Source organism: Lysobacter sp. CA196 (genome assembly GCF_052078695.1).
Taxonomy (GTDB): Bacteria; Pseudomonadota; Gammaproteobacteria; order Xanthomonadales; family Xanthomonadaceae; genus Lysobacter.
On record NZ_JBQJIN010000006.1, the window covers coordinates 93,804 to 108,881 of the forward strand.

At 66.1% G+C, this 15,078-nt stretch carries 11 protein-coding genes and 1 tRNA gene; all 12 read left to right on the forward strand.

Annotated elements, in window-relative coordinates:
• The 12 genes from ACTOWK_RS07970 (at window position 1) to pnp (ending at window position 15,004) form a co-directional block, all read left to right on the forward strand.
• Window positions 1–1,518: an NADH-quinone oxidoreductase subunit M gene (locus ACTOWK_RS07970; RefSeq protein ID WP_441329649.1), complete on the forward strand. Its 1,518-nt coding sequence runs from the start codon at window positions 1–3 to the stop codon at window positions 1,516–1,518.
• Between the two features lie 157 nt (window positions 1,519–1,675).
• Complete coding sequence (nuoN, locus tag ACTOWK_RS07975) at window positions 1,676–3,121, forward strand: NADH-quinone oxidoreductase subunit NuoN (protein WP_441329650.1); 1,446 nt, start codon at window positions 1,676–1,678, stop codon at window positions 3,119–3,121.
• Window positions 3,122–3,872: 751 nt separating this feature from the next.
• Window positions 3,873–3,949: transfer RNA gene (locus ACTOWK_RS07980), tRNA-Met, on the forward strand.
• Window positions 3,950–4,231: 282 nt separating this feature from the next.
• A complete protein-coding gene (gene rimP, locus ACTOWK_RS07985; RefSeq protein WP_441329651.1) occupies window positions 4,232–4,828 on the forward strand; it encodes a ribosome maturation factor RimP in 597 nt (198 codons plus the stop codon).
• A 76-nt stretch (window positions 4,829–4,904) separates the two neighbouring features.
• Window positions 4,905–6,392 carry a transcription termination factor NusA gene (gene nusA / locus ACTOWK_RS07990; RefSeq protein ID WP_441329652.1) on the forward strand — a complete coding sequence of 496 codons (1,488 nt, stop codon included), beginning with the start codon at window positions 4,905–4,907 and terminating at the stop codon, window positions 6,390–6,392.
• Window positions 6,393–6,599: 207 nt separating this feature from the next.
• Complete coding sequence (gene infB / locus ACTOWK_RS07995; protein WP_441329653.1) at window positions 6,600–9,242, forward strand: translation initiation factor IF-2; 2,643 nt, start codon at window positions 6,600–6,602, stop codon at window positions 9,240–9,242.
• Window positions 9,243–9,426: 184 nt separating this feature from the next.
• Window positions 9,427–9,843, forward strand: coding sequence for a 30S ribosome-binding factor RbfA (gene rbfA, locus ACTOWK_RS08000; protein WP_441329654.1), 417 nt, complete (start codon window positions 9,427–9,429; stop codon window positions 9,841–9,843).
• A 76-nt stretch (window positions 9,844–9,919) separates the two neighbouring features.
• Entirely contained in the window at window positions 9,920–10,504 is a 585-nt protein-coding gene (locus tag ACTOWK_RS08005) for a GlcG/HbpS family heme-binding protein (RefSeq protein WP_441329655.1), read from the forward strand.
• Window positions 10,488–11,420 carry a tRNA pseudouridine(55) synthase TruB gene (gene truB / locus ACTOWK_RS08010; RefSeq protein WP_441329656.1) on the forward strand — a complete coding sequence of 311 codons (933 nt, stop codon included), beginning with the start codon at window positions 10,488–10,490 and terminating at the stop codon, window positions 11,418–11,420. The genes ACTOWK_RS08005 and truB overlap by 17 nt, the downstream gene beginning before the upstream one ends.
• A 58-nt stretch (window positions 11,421–11,478) precedes the next feature.
• A complete protein-coding gene (locus ACTOWK_RS08015) occupies window positions 11,479–12,153 on the forward strand; it encodes a hypothetical protein (protein ID WP_441329657.1) in 675 nt (224 codons plus the stop codon).
• Window positions 12,154–12,378: 225 nt separating this feature from the next.
• Window positions 12,379–12,639 (forward strand): 30S ribosomal protein S15, encoded by a 261-nt coding sequence (rpsO, locus tag ACTOWK_RS08020; RefSeq protein WP_031370860.1) that lies wholly within the window; start codon window positions 12,379–12,381, stop codon window positions 12,637–12,639.
• Between the two features lie 256 nt (window positions 12,640–12,895).
• The gene (pnp, locus tag ACTOWK_RS08025; protein ID WP_441329658.1) at window positions 12,896–15,004 is read left to right on the forward strand and encodes a polyribonucleotide nucleotidyltransferase; all 2,109 of its coding nucleotides are present in this window, start codon (window positions 12,896–12,898) and stop codon (window positions 15,002–15,004) included.
• Window positions 15,005–15,078: the final 74 nt, after the last annotated feature.

Sequence of the window (15,078 nt, forward strand, 5' to 3'; positions counted from 1 at the left end):
GTGAGCCCCGTGCCCTTGCTTAGCATTCTGATCTGGCTGCCGATCCTCGGCGGTTTCGCCACCCTCGCGTTCGGCAACGAGCGCGCCAACGCCGCGCGTTGGTTCGCCCTGGTGGTGGCCCTCGTCACCCTCGGCCTGAGCGTGATGATGTTCACCCACGCCGATTTCGGTAGTGCGGCGATGCAGTTGGTCGAAGACCACGCCTGGATCCCGACCTACGCCATCCGCTACCACCTCGGCGCGGACGGCATCTCGGCGGCGCTGATCGCGCTGACCACCTTGACCTCGACCCTGGTGCTGATCAGCGCCTGGACCTCGATCGACAAGCGCGTCAGCCAGTACTACGCCGCCTTCCTGATCCTCGAAGGCCTGATGGTCGGTGTGTTCTCGGCCCTGGACGCGATGCTGTTCTACGTGTTCTTCGAGGGCATGCTGATCCCGATGTTCATCATCATCGGCGTCTGGGGCGGCCCGCGCCGCGTCTACGCGTCGGTGAAGTTTTTCCTGTACACCTTCCTCGGCTCGGTGTTCATGCTGGTCGGGTTGATCTACCTGTACCTGAAGGGCGGCAGCTGGCAGTTGGCCGACATGTACGCGCTGCAGCTCAACGCGACCGAGCAGATGTGGATCTTCTTCGGCTTCCTGATCGCCTTCGCGGTCAAGGTGCCGATGTTCCCGGTCCACACCTGGTTGCCAGACGCGCACGTCGAGGCGCCGACCGCCGGTTCGGTGATCCTGGCCGCGATCATGCTGAAGATCGGCGGCTACGGTTTCCTGCGTTTCGTCCTGCCGATCGTGCCGGACGCCGGCCACGAGTGGGCCTGGCTGGTGATCGCGCTGAGCCTGATCGCGATCATCTACGTCGGCATGGTCGCCCTGGTCCAGGACGACATGAAGAAGCTGATCGCGTATTCGTCGGTCTCGCACATGGGCTTCGTCACCCTGGGCACCTTCATCGCTTTCGCCCTGGTCCACAACGGCGATGCGCACGGCACCGATGCCGCGCGCCTGGGCCTGCAGGGCGCGATGGTGCAGATGATCAGCCACGGCTTCGTGTCGGGCGCGATGTTCACCTGCGTCGGCGTGCTCTACGACCGCATGCACAGCCGCATGATCAAAGACTACGGCGGCGTCGCCAACGTGATGCCGTGGTTCGCCGCGTTCGTGGTGCTGTTCGCGATGGCCAACTCCGGCCTGCCGGGCACTTCGGGTTTCGTCGGCGAGTTCATGGTCATCGTGGCCAGCTTCCAGCAGCATCCGCTGATCGCGTTCGGCGCGGCCACCACTCTGATCGTCGGCGCCGGCTACACCCTGTGGCTGGTCAAGCGGGTGATCTGGGGCGATGTCGGCAACGCCCACGTCGCCGAGCTCGAGGACATCAACCCGCGCGAAGCGCTGGTGTTGGGCGTGTTCGCGGCCGGCGTGCTGGTGCTCGGCCTGTGGCCGAAGCCGCTGACCGACCTGATGGAACCCGCGATCGCGAACCTGGCCAGCCAGATCGTCGCCAGCAAGCTGTAAGCGGAACGCGGGCCCAGGCCCGCATTCCTAGAAGTGAGTAGCAGCGAGTAGTGAGGAACGAGAGGGAAGCGCGAATGTCCGCCGCTCACTTCTCACTCCTCTCCACTCGCTCCTAGAGCAAGGCTCGAATGAGCCGGATCCGCCAAGAGATTCACTAATGAACATGCCCGTACGGACCATCGCCGATCTGATGCCCCTGCTGCCCGAACTGGTGGTGATCATCGGCGCGTTCGCGCTGCTGATGCTCGATCTGTTCATCGAGGAGCGCAACCGCATCGTTTCCCACGTGTTCGCGATCGTCGTGGTCGCGGTGGCGACGGCGCTGATCGCCTTCGACGTCGGCGGGCAGGGCACGGTGCTCAGCGGCATGTTCGTGCGCGATACCGCCGCCGACGGCCTCAAGCTCGGCATCGGCGTGGTCGGCATCCTGTCGATGATCTACACCTGGCCCTACCTGCGCTCGCGCGGCCTGTACAAGGGCGAAGTCGCGGTGCTGATGCTGTTCGCCATCGCCGGCATGATGCTGCTGGTCTCGGCCGGCAGCCTGGTCATGGTCTATCTCGGCCTGGAAATGCTGGCCCTGTGTTCCTACGCGCTGGTCGCGGTGGACCGCGACAGCCCCTTGGCCTCGGAAGCGGCGATCAAGTACTTCGTGCTCGGCGCGCTGGCCTCGGGCCTGCTGCTGTACGGCCTGTCGCTGATCTACGGCGCCACCGGCAGCCTGATGCTCGACCAGATCGCGATCGCGGCCCAGGTCGGCCCGTCCTCGCTGATGATGATCACCGGCGTGGTGTTCGTGGTCGCCGGCATCGCCTTCAAGTTCGGCGCGGCGCCGTTCCACATGTGGCTGCCCGACGTCTACCAGGGCGCGCCGACCCCGATCACCTTGTTCATCGGTTCGGCGCCGAAGCTAGCCGCGTTCGGCATGACCTACCGTCTGCTCGAAGTCGGCGCGGCGGGGCAGGAGGACCACTGGCGCCTGCTGCTGGCCGGCCTGGCCGTGCTGTCGCTGGCGATCGGCAACCTCAGCGCGCTGGTCCAGACCAACCTCAAGCGCCTGCTGGCGTATTCGACGGTCTCGCACGTCGGCTTCCTGTTCCTCGGCATGGCCGGCGGCGGTTCGCAGGGCTTCGCCGCGGCGATGTTCTATGCGATCAGCTATGCGCTGATGTCGGCGGCGGCGTTCGCGGCGATCATCGTCATGTCCGGGCGCGGTTTCGACGCCGACAAGATCGACGACTACAAGGGCCTCAACGCGCGCAGTCCGTGGCTGGCCGGCATGGTCCTGTGCGTGATGGCCTCGCTGGCCGGCCTGCCGCCGTTCCTCGGCTTCTGGGCCAAGTTGGCGGTGCTGAAGGCCGCGCTGCAGGGCGACATGCTGTGGCTGGCGATCGTGGGCATCGTGTTCGCGGTGATCGGCGCGTTCTACTACCTGCGCGTGATCAAGGCGATGTACTTCGACGAGCCCGACGGCAAGATGCCGGCGCCGAGCGACGACCGCCCGCTGCGCGTGGTGTTCGGCGTCAACGCGCTGGCGCTGCTGGCGCTGGGCCTGGCCTGGAACCCGATCATGGACTGGTGCATGCGCGCGTTCCCGTCCTGATCGACGGCGGCATTCGAAACCTTCGATAGTTTCAGCATCGGGCCGGCTTTCGCCGGCCCGATGCATTTGTGGCGCGCGATTCTCGCGGCTGCGCGGCGGTCTCAGCGCGTCGCCGGCTGAAGCGGGGAGTGTCGCGGGATTCGGGCCTGTGATTCGCGGGAGAAGGCTAGGGAAGCTGCAGACGGCATCGAAAGCAGCTGCGCCGGACTCGTTTGGGTTTTCGACCCTGCTTTCTGCCGTCATCCCCGCGCAGGCGGGCTCCGCCTTACTTCGGCGGAGCCGAATATCCAGGGCTTTATCGCGACATGGCTCTGAAGTCTCTGCGGCCCGGCCAGGGCGCTATGCGCCCTGGCGTTCATGGATGCGCGAGCCAATGGCTCGCAAGCGCATCCATTCACCCCCGCGTTCGCGGGGACGACGGGCTGGGTGAACTGGGAGAGAGCGACGGGGCTTCGTCACAGACGCCCACTGGGCGCCCGTTGCGAGGACGTTGAATGCACAGGCCCACCAAGCCCAGCATGGCCTGGCGTTGAAATCTGCGACAGGTTTTTGCGTCGGCCCGAACCGATTGCAACGCTCATCGCAAAAAAGACTTGAAAATATTTGAATGCGCATTAAGATTGCGGCCTGCACCAACGCCGCGAAGTCCCCAGGGATGCCGCCGGTTTAATTGCAGCGGTAAGCGGCAATCATGAAGATCTGATTGCAGGCTTGCAGAAAGTAACGCCGGCCGTTATGATGGTCGGCCTGATGCGGGGTGGAGCAGTCTGGCAGCTCGTCGGGCTCATAACCCGAAGGTCGCAGGTTCAAATCCTGCCCCCGCTACCAGCTTCGGCTGGCGAATCGAAAGCCTCACTTGAGGCTTTCTTTTTTGGCCGCGAAGCTCGGGCTTTGTGATCGCGCTCTGCTCGCGCGAACACACCGAAATCCAGTTGTACGGACAAGGGGCCCGATGGGCCCCTTGTTGTTTTTGGGTTTCCGGAAGCTTCGTTCGAAGCGCCGTCCCGCGCCGGTCTTGCGCTTGCGGACCGCGCGGCGGGATGAAAGCGGAAACATTGCGTATCGAAGATTGGTTACACCAGTCGCAACCCCCGAGTCAGGAGTCAGCGCGTGACGGACAAGGCAACGCAAATCGCTGCATTGCTCGCCCCGACGGTGGAGTCGTTGGGCGTGGAATTGCTCGGCGTGGAATATCTGCCGGCCGCCGGCAATGCCGTGCTGCGCATCTATATCGATGTGCCCGCCGATGAAGCGGTCGCTGGCGCCGATGGCGCCGAGCCGCGTTCGGTTTCGATCGAAGACTGCGAAGCGGTGAGCCGCGAAGTGTCGGCGCAGCTCGATGTCGAAGATCCGATCAGCAGCAACTACACCCTCGAAGTGTCGTCGCCGGGCATCGACCGCCCGCTGTTCACGCTCGAGCATTACCGTCGCCTGATCGGCGAAACGGTCAAGGTCGCCCTCAAGCTGCCGCACGAAGGCCGCCGTCGTCTGCAGGGCCAGATCGTCGCCATCGAGGGCGAGCAGGTCGTGTTCACGGTCGAGGCCGCGACGTTCACCGTGCCGTTCTCGAACATCGACAAAGGCCGCCTGGTGCCGGATTGGGCCGCGCTCGGCCTGGCTCCGAGCAAGGGCGAGCCGCAAGGCGCGCCGGCCAAGGGCCGACCCAAGAACAAGTCCTCGAAGGCCAAGCCTCCGAAGAAGAAGTGATCGGAACGATTCAGATTCAGCCAATTACCAATCCCAATAGCCGGCGGCTGCGAGCCGACCCGTGCGGAGTGACGAAATGAGCAAGGAACTGTTGCTGGTAGTGGACGCGGTGGCCAACGAGAAGGGCGTGCCGCGCGAAGTGATCTTCGAGGCCATCGAGGCCGCGTTGGCTTCGGCCGCGAAGAAGCGCTACCACGATGAGGACGTGCTGGTCCGCGTCAGCATCGACCAGAAGGACGGCAGCTACGAGACCTTCCGCCGCATGGAAGTCGTCGCCGACGACGTGGTCATGGAATCGCCGGACCGCCAGATCCGCCTGATGGACGCGATCGACGAAGTCGAAGGCGTGGAAGTCGGCGACTACATCGAAGAACAGATCGAAAACCCGGATTTCGGCCGCATTGCCGCCCAGGCCGCCAAGCAGGTCATCGTCCAGCGCGTGCGCGAAGCCGAGCGCGCCCAGGTCGTGGACCAGTGGAAGGACCGCGTCGGCGAGCTGGTCACCGGCATCGTCAAGCGCGTGGAGCGCGGCAACATCTACGTCGACCTGGGCGGCAACGCCGAGGCGATCATCCCGAAGGACAAGGGCATCCCGCGCGACGTGCTGCGCGCCGGCGACCGCGTGCGCGGCTTCCTGTTCGACGTGCGCACCGAGCCGCGCGGCCCGCAGTTGTTCATCAGCCGCGCCGCACCCGAATTCATGATGGAACTGTTCAAGCTCGAAGTGCCGGAAGTCGGCCAGGGCCTGGTCTCGATCAAGGCCTGCGCACGCGATCCGGGCGACCGCGCCAAGATCGCCGTGCTCGCCCACGACAACCGCACCGATCCGATCGGCGCCTGCATCGGCATGCGCGGTTCGCGCGTGCAGGCGGTGTCCAACGAACTCAACGGCGAGCGCGTCGACATCGTGCTGTGGTCGGACAACCCGGCCCAGTTCGTCATCAACGCGATGGCGCCGGCGGAAGTGCAGTCGATCATCGTCGACGAAGAAAAGCATTCGATGGACCTGGCCGTGGCTGAAGACCGCCTGGCCCAGGCGATCGGCAAGGGCGGCCAGAACGTGCGCCTCGCCAGTCGCCTGTCGGGCTGGCAGCTCAACGTCATGACCCAGGACCAGGTCACGGCGAAGTCCGAGGCCGAACAGTCCTCGGCCCGCCAGCTGTTCCAGGACAAGCTCGAGGTCGACGAGGAAATCGCCGGCATCCTGGTCTCGGAAGGCTTCAGCACGGTCGAGGAAATCGCCTACGTGCCGGTCGGCGAGCTGCTGGCGGTGGAGGGCTTCGACGAGGACATCGTCGAGGAACTGCGCGCCCGCGCCCGCGACGCCCTGCTCAACGAGGCGCTGGCCGCCGAGGAAGAGCTCGACGAGCACCAGCCCGCCGCCGACCTGCTGTCGCTGGCCGGCATGGACGAATCGCTGGCCTTCACGCTCGCCTCGCGCGGCGTGGTCACGCGCGACGACCTGGCCGACCTGGCGACCGACGAGCTGACCGATATCGAAGGCGTCGACGAGGAACGTGCCGCCGCCCTGATCATGGAAGCGCGCAAGCACTGGTTCGAATGAGGTGACACACGTCGCAAGAGGCTCAAAGAGCGTCTTGCGGCACACCGAGACCGGCCTGGCCGGCCTCGGATTCGCAGGATCGGGCATCGGCCCGGTCCGCGGGCAGGCCAAAAAGGTCTGTGCGAGCCGGTCGTGCGGCGCGCGCGGAGCTAGAATGGCGCCATCACGCGCGGGACTCGTCCCGCGCCACGAGGACACGGAAACCGAATGTCGCAGCAAACCACCATCCGCAAGCTGGCCGAACTGGTGAACACGCCGGTCGAGAAGTTGCTGGAACAGCTGGCCGAGGCCGGCATGAAGTTCAGCGGCCCCGACCAGGTCGTGACCAGCATCGAAAAAGTCAAGCTGCTCGGCTTCCTCAAGCGCGCTCACGGCAAGGTCGACAAGCCGGCCGAGACCGACGAGGCGGCGAAGAAGATCACGCTCAATCGCAGCCGCAAGCAGGAAATCACCGTCGGTGGCGGCAAGAACCGCACCACCGTCGACGTGGTCGTGCGCAAGAAGGTGACGCTGGTGAAGCCGAACGAATCCGGCCAATCCATCTCGCCGGACGACGAGCGCGCCGAGATCCTGCGCAAGCTCGAAGAGTCCAAGCAGCGCAACCTCGCCGAACAGCAGCGCCTGGCCGCCGACGACCAGCGTCGCGCCGACGCGGCCGATGCGGTGCGTCGCGCCGCCGAGGAGGCCGCGCGCGCCAAGGCCGAGCAGGCCGAGGAAGAGCAGAAGACCAAGCTCGCCGACGCCAGCGTCGTCGTCGCGGCCGCCGAGGCGGCTGCAGAGACGACCACGGCCGTACGCAAGCCGCCGGCGACCCACGGTCACGGCCATCCGAAGCCGGCCGCGCCGGCTCCGGCCCGGGTCGACCACAACGCGCCGCGCCACAAGACCCGCGGCTCGCACGCGATGGTCGCCGGCGTCGAGGACGACGATGCGGCCAACCGCTTCGCCGGCCAGCTGCACCTGAGCGCTTCCGACCGCGCCCGCCGCACCAGCAGCTCGCGCGGCAAGTCGCGGCCGCAGCCGCGCCGCCAGTCCGAGCAGTCGCGTTCCGGCGGCGGCCAGCACGGCTTCTCGCGTCCGACCGCACCGATCGTGCGCGAAGTCGCGATCGGCGAGACCATCACGGTCGCCGATCTGGCCCAGAAGCTCGCCCTCAAGGGCGGCGATGTGGTCAAGGCGCTGTTCAAGATGGGCGTCATGGCGACTATCAACCAGAGCATCGACCACGACACCGCCGCGTTGGTGACCGAAGAACTCGGCCATACCGTCGTGCGCACCAACGCCAATGCCGCCGAGGACGCGCTGATCGCGCATGCCGAGGAAGTGCAGGGCGACAAGGTCGCGCGTCCGCCGGTGGTGACGATCATGGGTCACGTCGACCACGGCAAGACCTCGCTGCTCGACTACATCCGCCGTACCAAGGTCGCCTCGGGCGAAGCCGGCGGCATCACCCAGCATATCGGCGCTTACCACGTCGAAACCGCGCGCGGCGTGATCAGCTTCCTGGACACCCCGGGCCACTCCGCCTTCACCTCGATGCGTGCGCGCGGCGCCAAGCTGACCGACATCGTGGTGCTGGTGGTCGCCGCCGACGACGGCGTCATGCCGCAGACCAAGGAAGCCGTGCAGCACGCCAAGGCGGCCGGCGTGCCGCTGATCGTGGCGATCAACAAGATCGACAAGTCCGGCGCCGACCCGCTGCGGGTCAAGAACGAACTGCTCGCCGAGGGCATCGTCGCCGAAGATTTCGGCGGCGAGACCCAGATGGTCGAGCTGTCGGCCAAGACCGGCGACGGCGTCGACGATCTGCTCGACGCGATCTCGCTGCAGGCCGAAGTGCTGGAACTGCGTGCGGTGCCGATCGGCCGCGCCACCGGTACGGTGATCGAGTCCGCGCTCGACAAGGGCCGCGGCCCGGTCGCGACCGTGCTGGTCCAGCAGGGTCAGCTCAAGAAGGGCGACTACCTCGTCTGCGGCGTGCAGTACGGCCGCGTGCGTGCGTTGTTCGACGAGACCGGTACGCAAGTGGAGTTCGCCGGTCCGTCTATCCCGGTGCAGGTGCTCGGCCTGTCCGGCGTGCCGGATGCCGGCGACGACTTCGTGGTCGTCGAGGACGAGCGTCTGGCCAAGGACGTCGCCCAGCAGCGCGACGCCAAGCGCCGCGAGTCGCGCCTGGTCGCCGCTGCCGGCAACCGCATGGAAGACATCATGGCCCAGATGGGCAAGGGCGAGGGCCAGCTGAGCCTCAACCTGGTCATCAAGGCCGACGTGCAGGGTTCGGTCGAAGCGCTGCGCCAGTCGCTGATGGCGTTGTCCAACGATCAGATCCGTATCAACGTGATCAGCTCCGGCGTCGGCGGCATCACCGAGTCCGACGCGAACGCGGCGGCCACGGCCAAGGCCACGGTGATCGGCTTCAACGTCCGTGCCGACGCCTCCGCGCGCCGCATCATCGAAGGCAACGGCGTCGACCTGCGTTACTTCTCGATCATCTATGACGTGATCGACCAGGTGAAGCAGGTGGCTTCCGGCATCCTCGGCGTGGAAATCCGCGAAGAGATCATCGGTATCGCCGAAGTGCGCGACGTGTTCCGCAGCTCCAAGTTCGGCGCGGTCGCCGGTTGCATGGTGGTCGAAGGCGTGGTCAAGCGCAGCAAGCCGATCCGCGTGTTGCGCGACAACGCCGTGGTGTTCGAGGGCGAGCTGGAATCGCTGCGCCGCTTCAAGGAAAACGTCGACGAAGTCCGCAACGGCACCGAATGCGGTATCGGCGTGAAGGCGTACAACGACGTCAAGCCGGGCGACCAGATCGAGTGCTTCGAGCGAATCGAAGTGCAGCGCACGCTGTAAAAGCCAGGAGCGAGTGGGGAGAAGTGAGAAACGAGCAAGGCTCTTTGTCGCAACTCCCCGATTTTTCGCTCTAAAAAAGCAGGAGTAAGCGGAGACCAGCGAGAGCGAGCCAACACTCGTCATCGCGACTCTCCGCTTTCTCGCTTTACCCGCTCTTCACTCCTCCAGACTCTTTTCTCGCTTTATGCCTAGCAGCAAATCGTTCCACCGTACCGACCGCGTTTCCGCCCAGCTCCGCCGCGAGCTCGGGACGCTGGTGCATGAGGCCGTGCGCGAGCACAACCTGCCGTCGGTGAGCGTCTCCGACGTCGAGGTCTCGCGCGACCTGGCCCACGCCAAGGTGTTCGTGACTGCGCTGCAGGCCGAACGTTCCAAGGAGGCCGTCAAGGCGCTCAAGGAGCTCTCGCGCGAGCTGCGTTACCAATTGGGCCGGGCGATGAAGCTGCGCCACGTGCCCGAACTGCATTTCCATTACGACGATTCGGTCGATCGCGGCGAACGCATCGGCATCCTGCTGCGCGATCTGCCGCCGCTGGAAGCCGAAGCCGAGGGCGAACCAGCCGCCGCCAGCGACGCCGACGGCGACGACAAGCCCGAGTAAGCGCGGGCCTCGTTCGCGGGCCCGCTCGCTCGATCGGAGCGCCGCCACCGAGGGGCTGGGCCTGCGGCGTGCCGTCATGGCGCTGCCGTCCGGCCGCAATCGCAGACGAGTTTCCCGCGGCGATGCCGCTGCAACGAATACCTCCGGCGCCTCCCGCCGGCGCCCCGGCCGCCCCTTCGCGCGGTGGTTTTTTTCCCTTCTTTCTTGCCCGAGCAGGAGCCATCGCATGTCGCAGCCACCGCCGCGTTACGGCGCGCCGATCTCGTTAGCGACCGCGGGCCGGGTCATGCGCGCCGCGCAGGCCGAGGCCGAACGCCTGCAATGGCCGATGGTCATCGCGATCGTCGACAGCGGCGGCCATCTGGTGATGTTGCACAAGCTCGATCAGGCGCAATATGGCAGCATTCCCGTGGCCCAGGCCAAGGCCGAGACGGCGGTCAAGTTCCGCCGTCCGACCAAGGCGTTCGAAGATGCGGTCGCCGCCGGCGGATTGGGCTTGCGACTGCTCGGAATCGATGGTCTGTTGCCGTTGGATGGCGGGCTGCCCCTGATCGTGGGCGGCGAGTTGATCGGTGCGATCGGCGTGTCCGGGATGCAGGCGGTTCAGGACGCGCAAATCGCGCAGGCAGGGGCGGACGGCTTGCTTGAACACCACGCGTAAACGCAATTGGCGCAACGTCGACGGCTTGCTGCTGCTCGACAAGCCCCCCGGCATCAGCTCCAACCAGGCGCTGCAGCATGCACGGCATTTGTTTCGTGCGGAAAAGGGCGGCCACACCGGCAGCCTCGACCCGCTCGCGACCGGCCTGTTGCCGCTGTGCTTCGGCGAAGCGACCAAGATCGCCGGGCTGCTGCTCGGCGCACGCAAGGCCTACAGCGCGACCGCGGTGCTGGGCCTGACCACCGACAGCGACGACGCCGACGGCGCGCCCCTGCTCGAACGTCCCGTGCCCGAATTCGACGACGCCGCGATCGAGGCCGCCCTGGTGCCCTTGCGCGGCCCGATCCGCCAGCGCGCGCCGATCTACTCGGCGCTCAAGCAGGGCGGCGAACCGCTGTACGCAAAGGCCCGTCGCGGCGAAATCATCGAAGCGCCGGAGCGCGACGTCGTCGTCCACTCCTTGACCGTGACCGGCCGCGACGGCCCGCGCCTGGAACTGCATATCGAATGCGGTTCCGGCACCTACGTGCGCAGCCTGGTCCGCGACCTCGGCGAAGTCCTCGGTTGCGGCGCTCACGTCGCGACCCTGCGTCGACTGTGGGTCGAGCCGTTCATGCAGCCGCGCATGATCACCCTCGACGCGCTGCGCGAACTGGCCGAGCAGGGCAGCGACCCCGCCCTCGACGCCTGCCTGCTGCCGATCGAGGCCGGTTTGACCGGCTTCGGCCGGGTCAGCCTGGATTCGACCGCGGCCGAGCGCCTCGGCCATGGTCAGGCGGTCAACTGCGAGCCGGGCGAGCCGGGCTTGGTGGCGGTGTTCGGCGAAGCCGGGCGCTGCCTTGGGCTGGGCCTGCGCCAGGCCGAAGGGCGACTGCAGCCGCAACGGCTGTTTCGCTGGGCGGCGCAAGGCGGCTGAGTGCCTGCCGCGGGGCGGCAGCTTCCACAGAACCGAATCGGAACCGGCAGGGGCGGCCATGAAATCAATCGTTTTTGGGTGGCTTGCCGGTTTGCTGGCGATCGCTACTCCGGTATTCGCCGGTGAGCCCGAATGGCTGCAGCGTCTCGACCGCAGCCGCCCGGAAACGGTCGCCGAACAGGCGCGCCAATGCGCCGTCTCCAACGACGCGCTGTGCGCCGCCTATCTCGCCGATCCAGCGGTGCTCAGGGACATCCGTGAGGTGTTCACGGAGGTGTTCGAGCGGGTCGAACCCGAATTCATCCCCTCGGTGTTCCTGGAGGTGTTGGGCGACAAGACGCCTGGGGAACTGAAGACGCTGGACGATGCCCAATTCTTCGCGACCTTCCTGGCGGGCCTCACCCGGCAGCCTGGGATGCAGCGGGTGAAGAGTCTGAATCTCATCGGAGGCCTCTACGAGGGGGACGAGCTGTATCACGTGCTGGGCCGGGCGACTTATGACGCACGCGGTGGGGACGACCCGGCCTGGGAAATGCGGGTCATCAGTCTGGGCAAGGTCGACGGGCGTTGGCGGCTGCAGCCGCCCAAGGATTTCCAGCAAATACGCCACATGCTGAAACGACTGCGTTCGCGGCCGGATTCGCGGCCAGACAGTCCCTGGGCCCCGCAGGCGGCCGAGCCGGCGGCGGAAGAGGCCGCGCAGGCGCCGCCGACGCGAGCCGGCGGTCGTTAACTGAACGGGTGTCGTGGCGGTCCGGCCGGTCCCGCGCAGTGGCCCACGGGTCGCATTCGCCGCCGCAGGCTGGTACAATCCCGCCGCTTTTCAAGCACTTCCAAACGGGACCTGCTTGGGCGGCAATCCTTACTTAAGCAAGCGGCGGGCCAGGCGGTGCGTCGGAGCGTTTTTTTCGCGACCGATTCGCTTCTGCGGGCCCCGCATCTATAGAGAACATAAGTCATGTCGATCGACACCAGCAAGATCATTGAAGACAACAAGCGCGGCGCCGCCGACACCGGTTCGCCGGAAGTCCAGGTCGCCCTGCTCACCGCTCGCATCGAGTTGCTCACCGGCCACTTCAAGCAGCACAAACAGGATCACCACAGCCGCCGCGGCCTGCTGATGATGGTCAACCGTCGTCGCAGCCTGCTTGACTATCTCAAGCGCAAAGACGGCGATCGTTACAAGGCTCTGATCGAAAAGCTCGGTCTGCGCCGCTAACCGGACACCCAACCGCGGCGCAGCGATGCGCCGCGGTTTGTTTTGGCGGGCATGAAAACCCGCGTGGCGCTGCAGGACGCAACGCCGCCTGCGCTTGATGAGCGCATGGCTTCGACCTGGCGAAACCGGGTCACGTGCAACGCGGCCGGTCGGACCGGCGCAACGCACACCCACCTATCGGTCGCCGGCGCCGGCGACCGACCGGAGCGGGGCAAGGGCCCCGACCGGAACGCATAGATACCGAAGGAACCCACCCGTGGCAAAAATTACCAAGACCTTCCAATACGGCAACCATCAGGTGACCCTGGAGACCGGCGAAATCGCCCGTCAGGCCGGCGGCGCCGTCATCGTGAAGATGGAGGACACCGTGTTGCTGGTGACGGCCGTCGCCGCCAAGAGCGCGCGCGAAGGCCAGGACTTCTTCCCGCTCACCGTGGATTACCAGGAGAAGTTCTACGCCGGCGGTCGCATCCCGGGCGGCTTCTTCAAGCGCGAAGGCCGTGCGACCGAGAAGGAAACGCTGATCTCGCGCCTGATCGACCGTCCGATCCGTCCGCTGTTCCCGGAGGACTACCGTAACGAAGTCCAGATCATCGCCACGGTCATGTCGATGAATCCGGAAATCGACGGCGACATCCCGGCCCTGATCGGTGCCTCGGCCGCGCTCGCGCTGGCCGGCACCCCGTTCCAGGGCCCGATCGGCGCGGCCAAGGTTGGTTACAAGAACGGCCAGTACCTGCTCAACCCGACCGCGGCCGAGCTGGCCGAGTCCGAGCTCGAGCTTGTCGTCGCCGGCACCTCGAACGCGGTGCTGATGGTCGAATCCGAAGCCAAGATGCTGTCCGAGGACGTCATGCTCGGCGCGGTGATGTTCGGCCATCGCGAAATGCAGAAGGTCATCAACATCATCAACGAGCTCGTCGTCGAAGCCGGCACCAAGCCGTCGACGTGGGAAGCTCCGGTCAAGAACGACGCGCTGATCGCTGCGCTGACGGAAGCGGTCGGCGGGCAACTTGCGCAGGCCTTCATGGTCCGCGACAAGCTGCAGCGCCGCGACGCCATCGGCGCGATCAAGAAGGACGTGCTGCAGCGCCTGGCCGGCCGCGCCGAAGCCGACGGCTGGAGCACCTCGGAGCTGTCGAAGGAATTCGGCGAGCTCGAGTACCAGACCATGCGCAACTCGGTGCTCGACACCAAGGTCCGCATCGACGGCCGCGCCCTCGATACCGTGCGTCCGATCGCCTCGCGCGTCGGCGTGCTGCCGCGTACCCACGGCTCCTCGCTGTTCACCCGCGGCGAGACCCAGGCCATCGTGGTCGCCACCCTCGGCACCGCGCGCGACGGTCAGATCATCGACGCCGTCTCGGGCGAGTACAAGGAACACTTCCTGTTCCATTACAACTTCCCGCCTTACTCGGTCGGCGAAGCCGGCCGCATGATGGGCCCGAAGCGTCGCGAAATCGGCCACGGCCGCCTCGCCAAGCGCGGCGTGCTCGCCGTGATGCCGACGATGGAAGAGTTCCCGTACACCATCCGCATCGTCTCGGAAATCACCGAGTCGAACGGTTCGTCCTCGATGGCTTCGGTCTGCGGCAGCTCGCTGGCGCTGATGGATGCAGGCGTGCCGATCAAGGCGCCGGTCGCCGGCATCGCGATGGGCTTGGTCAAGGAAGGCGACAATTTCGTCGTCCTGTCGGACATCCTGGGCGATGAAGATCACCTCGGCGACATGGACTTCAAGGTGGCCGGCACTTCCACGGGCATCTCGGCGCTGCAGATGGACATCAAGATCCAGGGCATCACCGAAGAGATCATGAAGGTCGCGCTGGGCCAGGCGAAGGCCGGCCGTCTGCACATCCTCGGCGAGATGGCTCACGCCCTCACCGAGTCGCGCACCGAGCTGTCCGAGTACGCGCCGCGTCTGTTGACCATGAAGATCCACCCGGACAAGATCCGCGAAGTGATCGGCAAGGGCGGCTCGACCATCCAGGCGATCACCAAGGAAACCGGCACCCAGATCGATATCCAGGACGACGGCACCATCGTCATCGCTTCGGTCAATGCCGCCGCCGCGCAGGCCGCGAAGGCGCGCATCGACCAGATCGTGTCCGACGTCGAGCCGGGCCGCATCTACGAAGGCAAGGTCGCCAAGATCATGGACTTCGGCGCCTTCGTGACGATCCTGCCGGGCAAGGACGGTCTGGTTCACGTTTCGCAGATCTCCAACGAGCGCGTCGAGAAGGTCAGCGACAAGCTCAAGGAAGGCGACGTGGTCAAGGTCAAGGTGCTGGAAGTCGACAAGCAGGGCCGCATCCGCCTGTCGATGAAGGCCGTCGAAGAAGGCGAGGGCGTCGTCGCCGAGTAATCGGTAGACGTAGCCGCCGAATAATCGGCAGACACAGCGTTAGATTCGAGAAAGCGGGCTTCGGCCCGCTTTTC